The 18308-nt window shown below is 66.2% G+C and carries 18 protein-coding genes; 11 read left to right on the plus strand and 7 right to left on the minus strand.

The window, feature by feature from the left end; genetic code table 11:
- Positions 1-4 precede the first annotated feature (4 nt).
- The 10 genes from ACEWX3_RS10700 (at position 5) to ACEWX3_RS10745 (ending at position 10947) form a co-directional block, all read left to right on the plus strand.
- Positions 5-829, plus strand: a complete 825-nt coding sequence (locus ACEWX3_RS10700; RefSeq protein ID WP_374159399.1) for an ATP-binding cassette domain-containing protein — start codon at positions 5-7, stop codon at positions 827-829.
- 194 nt (positions 830-1023) lie between these two features.
- Complete coding sequence (locus ACEWX3_RS10705; protein WP_207068214.1) at positions 1024-1173, plus strand: hypothetical protein; 150 nt, start codon at positions 1024-1026, stop codon at positions 1171-1173.
- 497 nt (positions 1174-1670) lie between these two features.
- Complete coding sequence (locus ACEWX3_RS10710) at positions 1671-2384, plus strand: MlaE family ABC transporter permease (protein WP_374159832.1); 714 nt, start codon at positions 1671-1673, stop codon at positions 2382-2384.
- Positions 2385-2394: 10 nt separating this feature from the next.
- Entirely contained in the window at positions 2395-3249 is an 855-nt protein-coding gene (locus tag ACEWX3_RS10715; protein WP_207068213.1) for an ABC transporter permease, read from the plus strand.
- A 3-nt stretch (positions 3250-3252) separates the two neighbouring features.
- Positions 3253-4632: an MCE family protein gene (locus ACEWX3_RS10720; protein WP_374159400.1), complete on the plus strand. Its 1380-nt coding sequence runs from the start codon at positions 3253-3255 to the stop codon at positions 4630-4632.
- Between the two features lie 43 nt (positions 4633-4675).
- Positions 4676-5692, plus strand: a complete 1017-nt coding sequence (locus ACEWX3_RS10725; protein WP_373889100.1) for an MCE family protein — start codon at positions 4676-4678, stop codon at positions 5690-5692.
- Entirely contained in the window at positions 5689-7023 is a 1335-nt protein-coding gene (locus ACEWX3_RS10730) for an MCE family protein (RefSeq protein WP_374159401.1), read from the plus strand. Before ACEWX3_RS10725 ends, ACEWX3_RS10730 begins: the two co-directional genes overlap by 4 nt.
- Positions 7020-8321 (plus strand): MCE family protein, encoded by a 1302-nt coding sequence (locus ACEWX3_RS10735; protein WP_207067309.1) that lies wholly within the window; start codon positions 7020-7022, stop codon positions 8319-8321. The genes ACEWX3_RS10730 and ACEWX3_RS10735 overlap by 4 nt, the downstream gene beginning before the upstream one ends.
- Entirely contained in the window at positions 8318-9496 is a 1179-nt protein-coding gene (locus ACEWX3_RS10740; RefSeq protein ID WP_374159402.1) for a virulence factor Mce family protein, read from the plus strand. The genes ACEWX3_RS10735 and ACEWX3_RS10740 overlap by 4 nt, the downstream gene beginning before the upstream one ends.
- A complete protein-coding gene (locus tag ACEWX3_RS10745) occupies positions 9496-10947 on the plus strand; it encodes an MCE family protein (RefSeq protein ID WP_374159403.1) in 1452 nt (483 codons plus the stop codon). The genes ACEWX3_RS10740 and ACEWX3_RS10745 overlap by 1 nt, the downstream gene beginning before the upstream one ends.
- 163 nt (positions 10948-11110) lie before the next feature.
- Here ACEWX3_RS10745 and ACEWX3_RS10750 read toward each other — a convergent pair whose 3' ends face one another.
- The 3 genes from ACEWX3_RS10750 to ACEWX3_RS10760 are packed head-to-tail and all read right to left on the minus strand — an operon-like array spanning position 11111 to position 12947.
- Complete coding sequence (locus ACEWX3_RS10750; protein WP_207067306.1) at positions 11111-11305, minus strand: ferredoxin; 195 nt, start codon at positions 11303-11305, stop codon at positions 11111-11113.
- The gene (locus ACEWX3_RS10755; protein ID WP_374159404.1) at positions 11302-11715 is read right to left on the minus strand and encodes a nuclear transport factor 2 family protein; all 414 of its coding nucleotides are present in this window, start codon (positions 11713-11715) and stop codon (positions 11302-11304) included. The genes ACEWX3_RS10750 and ACEWX3_RS10755 overlap by 4 nt, the downstream gene beginning before the upstream one ends.
- Positions 11712-12947 (minus strand): cytochrome P450, encoded by a 1236-nt coding sequence (locus ACEWX3_RS10760; RefSeq protein WP_207067304.1) that lies wholly within the window; start codon positions 12945-12947, stop codon positions 11712-11714. The genes ACEWX3_RS10755 and ACEWX3_RS10760 overlap by 4 nt, the downstream gene beginning before the upstream one ends.
- A 135-nt stretch (positions 12948-13082) precedes the next feature.
- Here ACEWX3_RS10760 and ACEWX3_RS10765 point away from each other — a divergent pair, with 135 nt between their 5' ends.
- Positions 13083-14267 carry a LuxR C-terminal-related transcriptional regulator gene (locus ACEWX3_RS10765; protein ID WP_207067303.1) on the plus strand — a complete coding sequence of 395 codons (1185 nt, stop codon included), beginning with the start codon at positions 13083-13085 and terminating at the stop codon, positions 14265-14267.
- Here ACEWX3_RS10765 and ACEWX3_RS10770 read toward each other — a convergent pair.
- From ACEWX3_RS10770 to ACEWX3_RS10785, 4 genes are read right to left on the minus strand one after another with little or no spacing between them, the layout of a single operon-like run.
- The gene (locus ACEWX3_RS10770) at positions 14264-15220 is read right to left on the minus strand and encodes a Gfo/Idh/MocA family protein (protein WP_374159405.1); all 957 of its coding nucleotides are present in this window, start codon (positions 15218-15220) and stop codon (positions 14264-14266) included. The genes ACEWX3_RS10765 and ACEWX3_RS10770 overlap by 4 nt on opposite strands.
- The gene (locus tag ACEWX3_RS10775; protein ID WP_286183166.1) at positions 15217-16089 is read right to left on the minus strand and encodes a sugar phosphate isomerase/epimerase; all 873 of its coding nucleotides are present in this window, start codon (positions 16087-16089) and stop codon (positions 15217-15219) included. The genes ACEWX3_RS10770 and ACEWX3_RS10775 overlap by 4 nt, the downstream gene beginning before the upstream one ends.
- Positions 16086-17090: a Gfo/Idh/MocA family oxidoreductase gene (locus ACEWX3_RS10780; RefSeq protein ID WP_207067301.1), complete on the minus strand. Its 1005-nt coding sequence runs from the start codon at positions 17088-17090 to the stop codon at positions 16086-16088. The genes ACEWX3_RS10775 and ACEWX3_RS10780 overlap by 4 nt, the downstream gene beginning before the upstream one ends.
- A complete protein-coding gene (locus ACEWX3_RS10785) occupies positions 17087-18271 on the minus strand; it encodes a phytanoyl-CoA dioxygenase family protein (protein ID WP_374159406.1) in 1185 nt (394 codons plus the stop codon). The genes ACEWX3_RS10780 and ACEWX3_RS10785 overlap by 4 nt, the downstream gene beginning before the upstream one ends.
- Between the last annotated feature and the right edge of the window lie 37 nt (positions 18272-18308).

Consider the following 18308-nt stretch of genomic DNA (forward strand, 5'->3'; position numbering starts at 1 on the left):
TCCGATGACCATCTCAGTCGAAAAGCCCAGCAGTGACGCGCAATCCGGTGGCAAGGTCCCGCTCGTCGAGCTCAAGAACATCGGCAAGTCCTACGGCAACATCACCGCACTGAAAGACATCTGCCTGCGGGTGCACGCCGGCGAGGTGACGGGCATCCTCGGCGACAACGGCGCCGGGAAATCCACGCTGATCAAGATCATCGCCGGCCTGCACCAGCAGAGCGAGGGGCAGTTGCTCGTCGACGGCAAGCCCACCACGTTCAGCTCGCCGGCAGAAGCTCTCGGCAAAGGCATCGCGACGGTCTACCAGAACCTCGCCGTCGTGCCGCTGATGCCGGTGTGGCGCAACTTCTTCCTCGGCCAGGAGCTGCGCAAGAAGACGTTTCCGTTCTCGCTGGACGCCAACGCGATGCGTGCCACGACGCTCTCGGAGCTGTCCAAGATGGGCATCGACCTCCCCGACGTCGACGTCCCGATCGGCTCGCTGTCGGGCGGTCAGAAACAATGCGTCGCCATCGCCCGGGCCGTCTTCTTCGGCGCGCGGGTGCTGATCCTCGACGAGCCGACCGCGGCGCTGGGCGTCAAACAGTCCGGGGTGGTGCTCAAATACATCACCGCGGCCAAAGAAGCGGGCTTCGGCGTGGTGTTCATCACCCACAACCCGCATCACGCACACCTGGTCGGCGATCACTTCGTGCTGCTCAACCGGGGCCGCCAGAAGCTGGACTGCACCTACGACGACATCACCCTCGAGCATCTCACCCAGGAGATGGCCGGCGGGGACGAACTCGAAGCGCTGTCGCACGAGTTGCGCAGCGGCAAGGACTGACCGGGACGACTAGAGTCAGCCGGTGCCGCAGGTCAGGCGAGCATTTCGGGGTTGTCGGTAACGGCACACGAGCGAATGCGGAGCACAGGTCACGCCGATGTGTGTCCGTCGCTACGAGACGTTCACGGTCTCGACATGGTGACGCTTGTCGCGTCGGAGAGCCCTCGGGCCGATACCTCGGCACAATGGAGGGCATGGACAGGGATCTCGAAGCACGGGCCTACCTCCCGGCCTGGCGTGACCCGCTGTCGGCGGGATGGCGCGCGCACCGTGGTCTGTTGCTGCTGCGGCTGCGTTGGCACGAGCGCCGGGCCTCGGCAGTCGACCAGGCCGATCCACACTGAGCTGGCGGGGGTCGCCGAGCCTGTTGATCTGGAGTTGACGGGTCGGCGCGACTGACGACGTTCGTGGTCGTTCAGAACTAGCTGCGGCGCTCACAACCAGATCTGTCCCAGACGGCGGGTGTCGTCGTGCTCGCCATTGTCGCGGCGGCGGACAGGGCCGGCGCCGGAGTGGCCCGGCCTCGCGCTGCGCCGGTGGCGGAGGTGAGTGAGTACCCGGCTTTGCCAGGCGTGCCGTCCCTCCGTGGCGGCGGCTGAAAGCCAAGTGACCCGCAAGGGTGACATATATACCCCTTCATGGAGCAGCGACAGCCATTCAGTCGCGGATAGCGTTCGCCCATGCCATGTGCCGAAACTCGAAGGAGCACGGCGCATCGGGACATGGCGACACCTGAACGCTGTCACTCGATGCGCAGCGGATCACTGAGATCGGAGCGTGAGAGGTGACGCTGGCGCGTGTGGCAGCCAAGCCGTGGTCTGCACTCGGGGGCTTCTTCGCGATGTCGCTGGACACCTTCGTCGCGATGGTCAAACCACCCTTCGCGTGGCGCGAATACGTGCTGCAGTCGTGGTTCGTCGCACGGGTGTCGTTGGTGCCCGCTCTGATGTTGACGATGCCGTACTCGGTGCTGCTCGTCTTCACCTTCAACATTCTGCTCACCGAGTTCGGCGCAGCCGACTTCTCGGGTACGGGCGCCGCGGTGGGCACGGTCAATCAGATCGGGCCCATCGTGACGGTTCTGGTGGTGTCCGGGGCGGGCGCCACCGCGATGTGTGCCGACCTGGGCGCCCGCACCATCCGGGACGAAATCGACGCGCTTCGCGTGATGGGAATCAACCCCATCCAGGCTCTGGTAGTTCCTCGGGTGCTGGCGGCGACCACGGTGGCGCTCGCGTTGTCGGCCACGGTCATCTTGGTCGGCCTCACCGGGGCCTTCTTCTTCACGGTCTATGTCCAGCACGTCTCACCCGGTGCCTTCGTGGCCGGCCTCACGTTACTCACCGGCCCCGGGGATGTCATCGTTTCCCTGGTCAAGGCAACGCTTTTCGGGATGGCGGCCGGCTTGATCGCCTGCTACAAGGGAATATCGGTAGGCGGTGGCCCGGCCGGTGTCGGCAACGCCGTCAACGAGACCGTGGTGTTCACCTTCATGGTGTTGTTCGCGATCAACGTGATCGTGACCGCCGTCGGTATCCAGTTCACGGTGCAGTGAGGCGCAACCGATGACTCTCGCCGTCCCCAGTAAGCGATTTCAGCGGTTGCGCCGCGTGACGGGCGCGGCGCTGAGCGGATGGCGACGCGTCGGTACCCAGGCGGAGTTCTACGGCAAGACGCTGATGTCGATTCCGGATGCATTGGTCAACTACCGGACCGAAGTGTGGCGGCTGATCGCTCAAATGGGCCTGGGCGCCGGTGCGCTCGCGGTAGTGGGTGGGACCGTCGCGATCGTCGGGTTTCTCACGGTCACCACGGGAGCGCTGGTGGCAGTGCAGGGCTACAACCAGCTGGCCTCAGTCGGTTTCGAAGCTCTGACCGGCTTCGCCTCCGCGTTCTTCAACGTGCGGCTGATCGTGCCGGGCACCACATCCGTGGCGCTGTCGGCGACGGTCGGGGCCGGGGCCACCGCCCAGATCGGAGCCATGCGGATCAACGAGGAGATCGACGCCCTCGAGGTGATCGGCATCCGAAGCATCACCTACCTCACGTCGACCAGGGTCATTGCCGGGACGATCGTCGTGATTCCGCTCTACTGCGTGGCTGTGATGATGGCGTTCCTGGCGGCACGCCTGGGCACGACCGTGATCTACGGACAGGGCTCGGGCGTCTACGACCACTACTTCAACACCTTCCTCAACCCCACCGACCTGATCTGGTCGTTCTTCCAGGTGGTCGCGATCACGGTTGTCATCATGCTCGTGCACACCTACTACGGATTCACCGCCAGCGGGGGGCCGGCCGGGGTGGGTGAGGCCGTCGGACGCGCTGTCCGCACCTCCATGGTCATCGCCGCCGTCGAGATCGTGTTCATCTCACTGGCCGTGTACGGGCAGTCCGGAAACTTCGATCTGGCGGGCTGAGCGATGGAAACGAGGCCAGGCGACCGCCGCATCCGCCCGGAGTGGTGGGCCGTGATACTGGTCGTGCTGACAGTCGTCTTCGTCGTCGTCACGTCGGCCATCTTCGCGGGATCATTCGACTCGTCGGTGCCGGTGACCCTCAAGTCTGAGCGCTCAGGTCTCATCATGGAGACCAACGCCAAGGTGAAGATGCGCGGCGTCGAGGTCGGCCGGGTCGGCCACGTCGGCGCTTCCGATGGCAGTGCCGAGCTTCAGCTCGAGCTCGATCCCGCCCAGATCCACCACATTCCGGCCAATGTCGAGGCGCAGATCAAGGCCACGACAGCCTTCGGCGCAAAGTTCGTCGACTTGGTCTATCCGGAGAACCCCAGCCCCGAACACCTCACCGCAGGCGCAGTGGTGCGCTCGAGCAATGTCAGCACCGAGGTCAACACCGTGTTCGAGAATGTCGTCGATCTGGTCGACATGATCGACCCGGCGAAATTGAACGCTGTGCTGAGCGCGGTCGCCGACGCAGTGCGCGGACAGGGCGAGCGGATGGGCCAGGCCACCACCGATCTCAACCAGGTGCTGACCGCACTCAACGACCGCAGTGACCTCATCCGCGAAGACTGGCGTTCGTTCAAGGACTTCAACGACACCTATGCCGCTGCCGCGCAGGATATTCTGGTTGTCCTCGATGCCGCCGGTACCACCAGCCGCACCATCGCGGATAAGTCCAGTTCGCTCGACAGCCTGCTGCTCAACATCGTCGGTTTCGGTGATGCCGGTATCGACGTGCTCGTCGCAAGCAAGGACGACCTTGTCGCTTCTGCTGACGTGCTCGAACCCACCACGAATCTGCTGCTCGAGTACAGCCCCACCTACACCTGCTTCCTGCAGGGCGCGCATTTCAATCTCGAGAACGGGGGATACGACGTGTTCGGGGGCACCGACGGCCGCACGCTGCATTTCGATGTCGCGCTGCTGCTCGGCAACGACCCCTACCGCTACCCGGATCACCTGCCTGTGGTCGCAGCGCAGGGCGGCCCCGGCGGGGCTCCGGGTTGCGGATCCCTGCCCGACGTGGCGAAGAACTTTCCAGTGCGCCAACTGATCACCAACACCGGATGGGGCAGAGGGCTGGATGTGCGTCCCAATCCCGGCATCGGTTTCCCCTGTTACGCGAACTGGCTGCCCGCGACGCGAGCGGTGCCTGAGCGGCCGAGCGTCCGGAATTGCCTGCCCGGTCCGGCGATCGGGCCGGTACCGTACCCCGGCGCACCGCCCTACGGTGCGGCGATGTACGGCCCCGGCGGAATTCCGCTGTGGCCGGGCCTTCCTCCGGGTCCGCCGGAACCGGGCCCCGCGCAACCTCACTTGAACGGGCAGACGCCGCCATGAGGCTCGGCGGAGCCACGAATCAGGAGGTGCACTGGTGGCCGCTTTGAGAAGCGCCGCATGGCGGTTGGGGGTGTTCCTGACGGTCTGCGCGATCGGGGCGTTCGTGCTTCTGTCGGTGTTCGCGCAGCTGCGGTTCGGGCCGAGCAAGACCTATGGCGCCGAGTTCCTGAACGTCTCTGGACTGCGTGACGGTGACATTGTTCGGATCGCCGGGGTTGAAGTCGGCAAGGTTCAGAGCATCACCGTCAACCGTGACTCGACGGTGCGCGTGGAATTCTCTGCCGATGACACAGTGGTTCTCACCGAGGGCTCACGTGCCGAGATCCGGTACGACGACCTGATCGGCAACCGGTTTCTGGCCTTGCTGGAAGGCGCCGGGAGTACCCAGAGACTCGATCCGGGTGACACCATTCCGAGCGATCGAACGCGGCCGGCACTCGACTTGGACGCTGTCATCGGCGGCTTCCAACCGCTGTTCCGGGCGCTCGACCCCGATCAGGTCAACGAGCTGACCGCGCAACTGATCGACGCATTCCAGGGGCAGGGACCCACCATCGGCTCGTTTCTGACCCAGGCGGCCGCGGTGACCAACACCTTGGCTGATCGTGACGTGCTGATCGGCGAGACGATCGACAACCTCAACGTGGTTCTCCGATCACTCGGGGGTCAGAACGAGAGATTCGACAAGGCGGTGACCTCACTGTCGGAGTTGGTGGGAGGGTTGGCTGCACGCAGGTCCGACCTGTCCACCGCGGTCGCCCACATCGATGCCGGCGCCGGCTCATTCGCCGATCTCCTGTCGCAGGCTCGCGCCCCATTCCAGAAAGTGGTGCGAGAACTGGACCGCACCGCGGGCATCGCCGTCGCCGACCACGAATACCTCGAAAGGTTCCTCGACGAGCTACCGGACAAGTACCGGGCGTTGAACCGCCAGGCGATGTACGGCGACTTCTTCAGCTTCTACCTCTGTGATGCGGTGCTCAAACTCAACGGAAAAGGCGGGCAACCGGTGTACATCAAGGTGGCGGGGCAGGCCACGGGGCGGTGCGCTCCCAAATGAAGTCATTTGCCGAACGCAATCCGGTGGTGATCGGCATCGTCGGTGTCACGGCGGTGGCGGCGATCACGCTTGCCGCGTTGAACTACCAGAAGCTACCCGGCTTCAACCAAGGCACCTACTACTCCGCTGAGTTCGGTGATTCCGGTGGGCTGTTCACCGGTGCTGCGGTGGAGGTCTCCGGATATCCCGCCGGGAAGGTCTCCAGCATCGATCTCGACGGCAACCGGGTGTTGGTCGAGTTCTGGGTCGACCGGGACATCCACGTCGGGAACCGATCCGAAGCCCGGATACGAGCGAAGAGTCTCCTGGGGACAAAGGTGCTCGAAGTATTCCCGCGCGGCGACGACCCTCTCGAGGCAGCCATTCCACTCGACCGGACCACCTCGCCGTACCAGTTGCCCGATGCGCTCGGGGATCTGGCCACCACGATCGGAGGGCTCGACACCGCACAGCTGTCCGAGTCACTGTCCACGTTGGCCACCACGTTCGCCGACACACCAGAGGAGTTGCGTGGCGCGGTGCAGGGGGTGGCGCGGATCGCGCAGACGCTCAATGAACGAGACGCCGGTCTCCGTGAGCTGCTCGAGAACGCGGCGAAGGCGACTGGCGTGTTGGCGAAGCGCACCGACCAGGTGGTGAGCCTGATCAAGGACTCGAATGCGCTGCTCGCCGAATTGCGCACGCAGAGCGCAGCGTTGGATCAGATCTGGAACAGCGTCTCGGCTGCGGCGCGCGAGCTGAAGGGCTTCATCGAGGACAACAGGGAGGAACTACGGCCGGCCCTGGACAAACTCAACGGTGCCTTGACGATCCTCGACGACCGCAAGGAGCGGGTACAACTGGCCATCAAAGGTCTGAACACCTACGCGATGTCGCTCGGCGAGTCCATCTCGTCCGGTCCGTTCTTCAAGGCTTACGTCGTGAACCTGCTTCCGGGCCAGTTTGTTCAGCCGTTCATCGATGCGGCATTCTCCGATCTGGGACTCGACCCGTCGGTGTTGCTGCCCTCGCAGCTCACCGATCCCCAAACGGGTCAGCCGGCGACCCCGGCGCTGCCGATCCCGTATCCCCGGACGGGGCAGGGCGGTGAGCCACACCTGACGTTGCCCGAGGCCATCACCGGTAACCAGGACCCGAGCGTCCCCGCGCAATCTCCCGGCCGCTACCCGTACCGGGAACCGCTCCCGGCACCGCCCCCGGGTGGCCCGCCACCAGGACCCCCGGCGCCCCCACCGCCGGAGCTGACATACTCGCCCGAACCGACTCCGTCACCGGTGTTCGTCCCGGCACCTGGCGAGTCGGCACCCATTGCGACAGGCGATCGAGGATGACGGCGAAGTCGGCAGCCCGAGCTGTTGTGGCGGCGATCCTGGTTGTTCTGAGCATCGCCGGAGCGGTCGTCGGCGGGCAGTTGTCGCGTCAGCATTCGCGGACGGTGGTGGCGGGGTATTTTCCCACCAGCACTGGGCTGTTCCCCGGTGATGACGTCCGAATTCTCGGCGTCCCCGTCGGCAAGGTGGACCGGATCGAGCCGATGCCGGACCACGTCAAGATCTGGTTCTGGGTGGACGAAAAATACCCTGTGCCAGCAGATGTCAAAGCCGTCATCCTGTCGCCACAACTCGTCACCGGCCGCGCCATCCAACTGACGCCGGCCTATACCGGCGGTCCGACCCTGTCCACCGGTGCCGAAATCCCGGAGTCCCGGACTGCCGTGCCCGTCGAGTGGGACGACATCCGGGACCAACTGGAGAGGATCAACGCGCTACTCGCACCCACCCAGGCCGGCGGTGTGAGTGAGTTGGGCGAATTCATCAACACCGCCGCAGCCAACCTGCGCGGTCAGGGATCGAATATCCGCGACACCATCGTCAAACTGTCTCAGACCGTCTCGGTGCTCAGTGACCACAGCGATGACATCTTCGCCACGTTCAAGAATTTGTCAGTGCTGGTCTCGGCGTTGCGCGACAGCGCTGACCTCCTCGAGCGACTCAACGAGAACCTCGCGGCGGTGACCTCGCTGCTGGCCGATGACCCGAGCAAGGTGAGCCGAATGCTCACCAGCCTCAACGCTGTCACCGGCGACCTGCAGACATTCGCGTCCGAGAACACCGCGGCCCTGGGAACGACGGCAGACAAGCTGGAGTCGATCACGACCACCTTGGTCGGCAGCATCGACGACATCGAGCAGGCGCTGCACGTCGCGCCGACCACGCTGCAGAACTTCAGCAACATCTACGAGCCCGCGAACGGATCCTTCACCGGTGCGTTGGCAGTCAACAACTTCGCCAATCCCATTGCTTTTCTGTGCGGCGCCATCCAAGCGGCGTCCCGCATGAACGCCGAGCAGTCGTCCAAGCTGTGCGTGCAGTACCTGGCTCCCATTGTGAAGAACCGCCAATACAATTGGCCGCCATTGGGTTTCGACCTCTTCGTCGGTGCGCAAGCGCGCCCCAACGAGGTCACCTACAGCGAGGAGTGGATGCGGCCGGATTACGTGCCGCCACCCGATCCGTCCGAACCGCCCCCGCCGCGCGCTGCCGAAGCACCTGAACAACCGGTCACTGTCTCGACCGATCCCACCGCCGGGCTCTACGGCGTGATGGTTCCCGACGGAGGGGGCAGATGAGTCCGCACACGACGACGACAGAGTGGGGCGACAGAGTGCGGGCACCGCTGCGCGCTGCGCCCGCGATCGTCGCGGCGACGATTGTCCTGTCAGCGGCAGCGGGCTGCGCTGACTGGCGTGGGCTGAACTCTCTGTCGTTGCCGGGCACCCAGGGTGACGGACCTGCCTCGTTTGCCGTGCAGGCGCAGATGCCCGACGTGAACAACCTTCAACAGAACTCGCGGGTGCGCGTCGGTGACGTCACGGTCGGCAACGTCACGCGCATCGAGCGGCAAGGCTGGCATGCCTTGGTCACGATGCGTCTGGACAACGGCGTCGTTCTGCCTGCCAACACCCTCGTCAAGCTCGGACAGACGAGCCTGCTGGGATCCCAGCACATCGAGCTGATACCACCGACCGATGCACGACCGGAGGGCCGGCTGCATCAGGGATCGCTGATACCTCTGGCGCACAGTGGAAGTTATCCCACGACCGAGCAGACACTGGCCGCCCTGTCGATGGTGCTCAACGGCGGCGGTATCGGCAAGGTCGGCGACATCACCGAGGCATTCGGTACCGCACTGCGGGGTCGCGAGAACGACCTGCGCAGCTTGATACACCAACTGGACCGGTTCGCGGCCTACCTCAACGACCAGACAGGCGACATCATCGCCGCCACCGAAAGCCTGAACAGCCTGACCGGCCAGATCGCCGAGCAGCAACCCGTCCTCGATCGCGCCCTGAGGAACATCCCTGATGCGCTCGCGGTACTGAACGAACAGCGTGATCAGCTCGTCGATGCTGCCGACAAGCTCGGCAAGTTCGGCGCATTGATCACCGACACCGTCAACCACTCGAAAGAGGATCTGGTGCGGATCCTGGAGGACACGGGGCCAGTTCTCGCGTCACTGGCCGACGCCGGACCGAGCATGACCCGTGCGTTGAGCGCAATCCTCACCTTCCCGTTCCCCAACGAGACCATCGAGAAGTGGCAACGTGGCGACTATGCCAACCTCACCGCCATCATCGACCTGACGCTGAGTCGTATCGACGCCAGCATCTTCACCGGCACCAGGTGGGAAGGTGACCTCACCGAGCTGGAACTGCAGTGGGGCCGCACCATCGGCCAATTTCCCAGCCCGTACACCCACGCGAATCCGCTTGTGGCGCCGTATCGCTGGAACCAGGGTCCCTGATGCACCTGCACAAGCGCGCCAAGATCCAGCTGGTGATCTTCACGGTGATCGCCCTCGTTGCCGTTTCGCTGATGTCACTGCACTTCATGCGGTTGCCCGCCAAACTGTTCGGCGTGGGCCGGTACACGGTGACCATCCAATTGCCGGAGGCCGCAGGGCTGTACGCCAGCGGTAACGTCACCTACCGCGGGGTCGAGGTCGGCCGGGTCGAGTCGGTCAACCTGACCGACAGCGGCGTCGATGCAGTGCTTTCGCTTCGGTCCGACGTGCAGATTCCGTCGGATCTGGAAGCGCAGGTGCACAGCCAGTCAGCGATCGGAGAGCAGTATGTGCTCCTTCTGCCCAGAAGCGGCGATTCGCCTCCGCTGCGGGACGGGGACATCATCGCCGAGGCGGACACCACCGTTCCGCCCGATATCAACGACATCCTGTCCGGTGTGGTCACCGGTCTCAATGCGGTGCCGAAAGACAACCTCAGGACCGTGATCGACGAGTCGTACACGGCTGTCGGCGGACTGGGCCCAGAGCTGACACGGCTGGTGCACGGTTCGATCGATCTGTCGATCGAAGCGCGGGAGAACCTCGATCCCCTCATCGCCTTGATCGAGCAGTCGAAGCCGGTACTGGACTCTCAGACGAACTCGGCCGCCGAGATCACAGCGTGGGCGTCGAATCTTGCGGCGGTCACCCGGGAGTTGGCGGCCGGAGACCACGATGTCGCAGGTCTTCTCGACAACGGCGGGGCGGCGTTCGCGGACGCGCGGGAACTGCTCGACAGGCTGCGACCCACCCTTCCCATCGTGCTCGCCAACCTGGTGAGTGTCGGTGAGGTCGCTCTCACCTACCACGCCGGCCTCGAGCAGGTCCTTGTGCTGTTCCCGCAGGTGATCGCCGAGGCTGGAGCGACCTTCCTGGCCAACCGTGACACCGAACAGGACTACCGAGGCGAGTACCTCAGCTTCAACCTCAACCTCAACCTGCCACCGCCGTGCACCACCGGGTTCCTTCCGGCGCAACAGCGGCGGCCGCCGAGTTTGGAAGACCATCCGGCACGTGCGCCGGGTGACCTCTACTGCCGGACGCCGCAGGATTCGGAATTCAACGTCCGTGGCGCCAAGAACCTGCCCTGTATCACCGTGCCGGGCAAGCGCGCACCCACGGTGAAGATGTGCGAGAGCGACGAACAGTACGTGCCGCTGAACGACGGCAACAACTGGAAAGGTGACCCGAACGCCACCCTTTCCGGGCTGGACATCCCGCAGTTGCCACCGGGGTCACCACCGGAGGGCACGCCACCCTCGTCAGCGCCGCCACCGGTTGTCGGGGTGCCCTATGACCCCGCCACCGGCACATACGTCGCGCCGGACGGAAAGACCTACGCCCAATCCGACCTGGCCGCAACGGCGCCCGTGCAGACCTGGCAATCGATGCTCGTCCCGCCGGGAATCTGAGCTGTCGTCTCCTGCCGGGCAGGTGATCTGCCTTCTCCTGCCGGGCAGGTGATCTGCCATGGTCACGGTGCGTCGAGTAGGCCCGTCGCCCGCCGGTTGGTCCGAAAGAGAAGATCCCCCAGGATCCGAGGGGGGATCCTGGGGGAAATCGTTGGGCGCGAGGTCAATCGGCGACGACGCGCAGGGCGCCCGAGGGGCACATCCGTACCGCATTGCGCGCCAGCTTCTCCTGGGCGGCGTCGACGTTCTCGGTGGCCAGCACCACGAGACCGTCCGGGTCCTGGTCGAACACGGCATCGGCCGTCATCACGCACACCCCGGCGGCCATGCAGATCTCGCGGTCTGCGATGACCCTCACCGGGTGAACGCTTCCATGGTCAGCGCTGAATTCATGAAGTCCCGGAAGTACAGCCACCGGCCCTCGCGCAGGGTGATGATGTGGGCGAACTCCGACTCCCACTCATAACCGCTTGCCAGGTGGCGGAACTTCTGATGCCCCCAGGTGGCCAGTTCGTCGCCTTCGGCGATGAACGTCCAGGCCTCCATCTCGGTGATGGCGATGTTCTCGCCGACCCGGGTGAAGAACGTCACCGCTTCGTCGATGCCTCGGTAGTCGCCTGCGTACGGGATCGCCGGAACGCCGTAGTAGGTGATGCGGACGTCGGGGTCCATCAGGTCCAGCGCGGTCTGCAGATCACCGGCCGGCACTGCGGCGTAGATGGCCTTGGTGGCCTCGATGTTGCGCGCCTCGCGCGTGGCGGTGGTCATGACAGCCGCAGCGGCAGACGGACGAAGGCGTGGGTCAGCAGGCTCGCGGTCTGCTTGGTGCCCGGATCGTCGGTCAGCTCGATCGTGGAATAGCGGTCGAGCACCGCGTTGATCATCGTGACCACCTCGAGCCGGGCCAGCGACGCGCCCAGACAGAAGTGCAGGCCGTGGCCCATCGAAAGCTGCTGGCGGATGTTGGGGCGGTCGATGTCGAGCACCTCCGGGTTGGGGAACACCGCGGGGTCGCGGTTGGCCGCGCCGAAGAACAGCGCGACCCATTCGCCCTTGCGAATCAGCTTGCCGCCGATCTCGACGTCGCGGGTAGCGGTGCGGAACAGCCGCTGCGGCGGACCGTCGACGCGCATGCATTCCTCGACGAAGATGTTCACCAGTGAGCGGTCGGCCCGCAGCCGGGCGGTGACCTCCGGCTCGCGTGCCAGCGCGTGCAGCAGGTTGCCGATCAGGAACGTCGTGGTCTCGCTGCCGGCGACGACGAGCGTCATGCAGAAACGGACGATCTCCTCGGGGGACAGCCGCTGACCGTCGACCTCGGCGCGCAGCAGCGCCGAGATGAGATCCTTGGCGTCCTCGACGTCGTCGGAGGGCGGCTCTTCGGCCAGTCGGGCGGTGTGCTCGGCCAGCCGCGAGGTGAACGCCTCCACCATCTCGATGTTGCTGGCCATCCGCTCCTCGGGGGTCAGCGACGAGGAGAGCATGAAGGCGTTGGCCCACTTGCGGAAGCGGACGTGGTCGCCGTCGGGCAGTCCGAGCAGCCGCACCATCGCCCGCGTCGGGATCTCCGCGGCGAAGTCCATCACGTCGACCTCGCCCGTGCCCAGGTTGTCGAGCAGCATCGCCAGCTGACCTTCCAGCCAGCCCTCGAGCGTCTTGACCCGCCGTGGCGAGAACGCCTGGCTGACCAGCTTGCGTTCGACGTCGTGCTTGGGCGGGTCGGTGTTGACCAGCATCAGGCTCGGCGCGGACGACGCCTCCTGCAGCGGGTCGCGCGACGAGAATGTGGCGGTGTCGCGGGTGGCTGCGAACACCTGGTCATAGGAGAACAGGGCCCACGCGGTGACGGGCTCGTCGGCGCCCGGAACGGTTCCCGGCGGCCAGTCGCGATAGCCCGGCACCGGAGACACTTCGCGGAGTTGGTCGTAGAGCGGATACGGGTTGGACACTCCGTCGGGTGTGGTGAGCAAGCCGAGGGCCGGAACAGCGGTGGATGTCATGTCTCCAGCGTCGAGCAGCGGGTCCGGCAAATCGATCCCCCGTAGGGGAGCAGTCGTACTCCCGGATGAGGTGAATTGCGGTCAGATCCGACAATCCGCCCGCGAATCGCCGGTGACGGGAGGACAGTCGAGGTCGTGACAGTTGCGCGTGACGTATCCGAGACGCCCCCGGTCACCGCGCTTCGCGATGGCGACCATCCCGGGTGGGCGTCCCGCCCGGCCCGGGAGTCCGCCGCCGAGCGCCGCTACCGGGAGGCCTTCGACGGTTGCGACATCGACCCGACCGACGATCCCGTCGCGGTCGTCACCGAGGCGGTCGAGGCGCAGGCGGCGGTGCTTCGCGCCGCGTTGGAAAGGGCCGGGGATGTCGAGGCGCTGGCCGCGCTGGACGCGGTGCTGGATCTCACTGCCCTGGAGCGGGAGCTGATCGAGGACGGCGCGCGGCGCCGCACGTTCGCGCTGCTGCAGGTGCAGGAGGGGCTCAGCAAGCTGCGCTACGTCGACGACGTGGCGACCATCGTCGACCGGGCGCCGCGGGAGATGGTCGAATCCTGCGGGTTCGACCGGGCCGTGCTGTTCCGCGTGCACGACGGCACCATGGTGATGGAGTCGGCCTACTTCGGCGACGACAGTGAAGGCGCTGAGAAGATGGTGGCTTTCGCTCAGGCGGTGGCCCCGCCGCTGGATCACATGCTGCTCGAAACCCAGATGATCCGGCGGCACGCGCCGGCCTTGGTGACCGACGCCCGCAATGATCCCCGAGTGAACCGGCCCATCATCGACTTCTCGCTGACCCACTCCTATGTCGCGGCGCCGATCATGCCGACCGGCAAGGTGATCGGGTTCCTGCACGCCGATCGCCTCTACTCCGGGCGCACGGTCGACGAAATCGACCGGGACACCGTGTGGGCGTTCGCCGAAGGGTTCGGATACGCCTACGAGCGGACGGTCCTGCTGGAACGGATGCGTCGCCAGCACGCCGAAGTGCGCAGGGCCCTGGCGTCGGCCGACGAGGCGGTCCGCGCCCTGCAGGACGCCGACCTCGATCTGCGCAAGATCGAACCGGTCGAGCGCAGTCCGGCGGCCCAGTCACTGGCCGACATCCAAACCCGGGTGTTGTCGATGCTGACGCGCCGCGAGGTGGAGGTGCTGCGGTTGATGGCCGCGGGGCGCACCAACCAGCAGATCGCCGACGAGCTGGTCATCTCCGCCGGCACCGTGAAGTCACACGTCAAGCGGGTGCTGCGAAAGCTGCGCGCCACCAACCGCGCCGAGGCCGCGTCGGCCTATGTCCGGCTGGCGATCGGCCAGCAGGGTTAGCGCGGGCTCATCCCCGCCGCCCGATACGCCTCGTCCACCAGGGCCATGTTGGCCACCGCATCGGACAGGCTCAACGGCAGCGGCGCCCCGTGTCGCACGTGAGCGGCGAAGGCCTCCAGTTGATAGGTGTAGGAGGCGCGGGTTCCGCAATGCTCGACCGTGCTGCCCTCCGAGGTCCGGACGGTGACACGGTCGTCATCGCGGGGGTTGATGAAGTTGTGCACCAGCGCGTCGCCCTGGCTGCCGATCACCCGCAGCGTGAACGAGTACCGATCGTCGACCATCGAGTTCGTCGACAGCCCGGTGGCTCCGGACGGGAACGCCAACTCGACGTCGAACCGCTCGTCGATGCCGGGACTGCGCTGCACCGCAGTGGCTCTGGTCACCGACGGGGCACCGAACCGTCGCATCAGGTGCATGCCGTAGCACCCCAGATCCATCAACGCCCCGCCGGCCATCTCCAGCGACCACCGCGGGTCCTCGGGTGCCGGCTCGGGCATCCCCATGCGGACCTCCACCCGCTGCAGTTCCCCGAGCGTGCCCTCCTCGACGAGGCTCAGCAGTCGTTGGGTGGCCGGATGGAACAGGTAGTGAAACCCCTCCATCACCGTGACCCCGGCCGCGGCCGCAGCATCGGCGACGCGCTGCGCCTCAGCCTGGTCGCGCGCGAACGGCTTCTCGGTGAGCACGGGCTTTCCGGCCGCAATCGCGGCCAGGTTCCACGGCGCGTGCAGCGAATTGGCCAGCGGGTTGTAGATCATGTCGACCTCGGGGTCGCTCACCACCTCCTGATACGAGCCGAGTGCCCGCTCCACGCCGTACTTGTCGGCGAAGGCGCTGGCGCGCAGCGGATCCCGTGCGGCAACCGCAACCAAGCGGTAGCCCAGCTCCCGGGCAGGCCCGACGATCGCCGATTCGGCGATGCGGGAGGCGCCCAGGATTCCGATCCTCACACCGACACCGAGCGGAAGACGTCGTGGAGGTAGGCCACACTGGCCCGCACGTCGTGCACCGGTCCTTCGCCGGTGGGTTCGTCATCGAGAATGGTGTCCTGCTCCATGACGAACCATCCGTCGAAGCCATCGTCGAGCAGTGCCTTCACGATGCCCGCGATGTCCACGTCGCCGGTCCCCAACGGTGTGTAGATGCCCGCACGCACCGCCTCGGTGTAGGAGATGTCGCCGGCCTGCACCCGGGCGGCGAGCCCGGCGTCGACGTCCTTGAGGTGGGTGTGGGCGATGCGGCCGGGCACCTCGCGTGCCAACTGCAACGGGTCGGTCCCGCCGATCAGCAGATGTCCGGTGTCCAGGCAGAGTTGCACCGTCGAGCCGTCGAGCACCCGCTGGACGTCGGCACGGTTCTCCACCATCGTGCCGACGTGGGGATGCAGTACAGCCAGGATGCCCCGCTCGGCGGCCACCGAAGCGATGCGGTCGAGGTTGGCCAACAGGGTGGCCCACTGCTGCTCGTCGAGGGTCGGGCGCGAGTCGTATCCGTCGGCTCCGGTGGCTGCCGCCAGCACCAGCACCTCGGCCCCTGTGGCGGTCAGCGCATCCAGCGGGGCGGTGGTCTCGGGGACCGGATCGTGTGCGGGGTCGTGCAACAGCACGGGCAGAAAGGACCCGACGCAACGCAGGTCGTAGGACTGCAGCAACGCGGTGAGCGCCGCGGGATCACCGGGCAGAAAACCTTGCGGCCCGGTCTCGGTGGCGGCCAGGCCGACATCGCGCATCTCGGTGAGCACCCGCTCGGCCGTCAGCTGATGACCCCAGCCGGGAACCTCGCAGACACCCCAATTGATCGGTGCACCGGCAATTTTCACTTCACGACCTCCTCGATGCGGACCGGTGTTCCCCGGCGTAGAGACTCAGTGGCGGCTTCGGCGATCCACGCGACGGCGACCGCGTCGGACACTGTCGCGCCCAGGATGGGCCCGCCCTGCACGACTCTGACGAACTCGCTCAGTTCCGTGCGGAACGCTTCGGTGAAGCGGTCCATGAAGAAGTGGTGTGGCTGGCCAGTCGGGAACTCGACCGCGGAATCGGCGTTGCGTACCGGCACGCCTTGGTCCCAGCCGGCGACGACGGTGTCGTCGAAACCGTGCACCTCGAGCCGGCAGTCGTAGCCGCGGGCGTTGTAGCGTGCGGCCGAGACCACGCCCAGCGCACCACCGTCGAAGCGTACGACGATCGCGGCGGTGTCGACGTCACCGTAGTCAGCGAACAACGGGTCGCCCTGCACGCTTCCGGTGGCATACACCTCGACCACCTCTTGGCCGGTGATCCACCGGAGCACGTCGAAGTCGTGCACGGCGCAGTCGCGGAAGATGCCGCCGGAACCCTCGATGTAGCTCATCGGCGGGGGAGCCGGGTCCATCGTGGTGCTGCGCACCGTGTGTAACGCTCCCACGGAGCCCGCGTCGACCGCCTGCTTGACCGCGGCGAACGCGGCGTCGAAGCGGCGCTGATAGCCCACCTGTACCGGCACCCCGGAGCGGGTGATCGCCTCGGCGACCCGGATGCTGTCGGCGGCGGTCGAGGCGATGGGCTTCTCGCAGAACGTGGGCAGACCCTTACCGACGGCGGCCAGGGTCAGCTCGGCGTGCGCCGGTGTGGCGGCCGCGACGACGACACCGTCGACACCCGACGTCAGCAGCGCCTCGACTGAATCCGCCGGAGTGGCACCATATTTGGCCGCGATCTCGGCGACGACGTCGGGCCGCTCGTCGGTGATCACCAACCCGGAGACCTCCGGGAGGTTGCTCAACGTCTCGGCGTGGAACGCGCCGATCCGGCCGAGGCCGATCAGGCCGAGGGTGGTCATGGCATTCTCCGTTCGTTCTGGTCGCATAGCGCGACATGAAGGTCTTCGTCGGTGAGATCGCGGGCGAGCGCATCCAGCACGATGTCCACCTGGCTGGGCGGTGCGAGGCTGCCGATGGGCTGATCCCGGTCGAGATTGGTCGGAAACGCGTAACCCTCTGCGGTGGCGACGACGGCGTTCTCCAGTTCGCGCTGAGGTCTCCCCGCGTCCCGCATGGCGCGCAGCGCCGGGTACACCGCCAGCACCATCGCGGTGCGGTCCAACGACTCCATCGCCCGACCGAACGGCGAACTGATCTGCATCAGATTCGCGATGCGCTTGATGCCGTCCGAGACGTTCGATCCCGCACCGTGATACAGCGCCGGGTTGAAGAACACAGCATCGCCTTTGCGCAACGGCAGTTGCACGTGGCGGGCGGCGAAGTAGTCGACGAACTCCGGCCGGTTGAATGCGAGGTAACCGCCGGTGAAGCGCTGCGAATGGGGCAGCAGCATGGTCGGGCCACTCTCGACGGGCATGTCGCAGTGCGCGACCGCGCCCTGCAGCGTGAGCGCCGGCGACGCGCGGTGCATGTGCGCGGGGTAGGCGCCGAGATGCTCTGGGGGCACGAAGCCGAGGTGATAGTCGCGGTGGGGGACCTGGGCCTGCCCACCGGGATTGACGACGTTGACTTGTGAGGTGACCTGATACCGCGGCCCCAGCCACGCCTGGCACACCACCGCGAGCGCGTCGTTGGTGTAGTACTCGGCGAACGCCGCCGGGTCTTGCAACGCCAATTTCTGGGCGGCGTTCCAGATGCGGTCGTTGGCCCCGGGTGCCCCGAAGTGGTCGCCGGCCGCCAGTCCGCCGGAGCGCTGATCCTCGATGATCGCGAAGAACGCCGCGCTGGTCCGGTCGATCACCTCGGCGTCGAAGGCGCCGGTGATGACGACGACGCCGGGTCCGTCGGCGAGCGCGTGGATCAGTTCGGCCTGCACGGCGCGACGCTCGCCGCCCTCGATCGCCGCGATCGTCGCTGCGCGGTACACGAGGACGTTGGCGCGAACGGACGACGCGCGCGGATAGTCCGCGAGGTCGGTGTCGCGTTCGACGTCGGCGCGGAAGCTCTCCAGACGCAGGTCGGGCTCGCCGATCCAGGGTCCGTCGCGCCGTGCGACGTCGGGGTGCAGCGGTGTTGCCATGCCGGATAGTCTTGCTGTGATCCCTGCCCCAATCAAC

It is taken from the genome of Mycobacterium sp. G7A2 (assembly GCF_041902445.1).
Taxonomy (GTDB): domain Bacteria; phylum Actinomycetota; class Actinomycetes; order Mycobacteriales; family Mycobacteriaceae; genus Mycobacterium.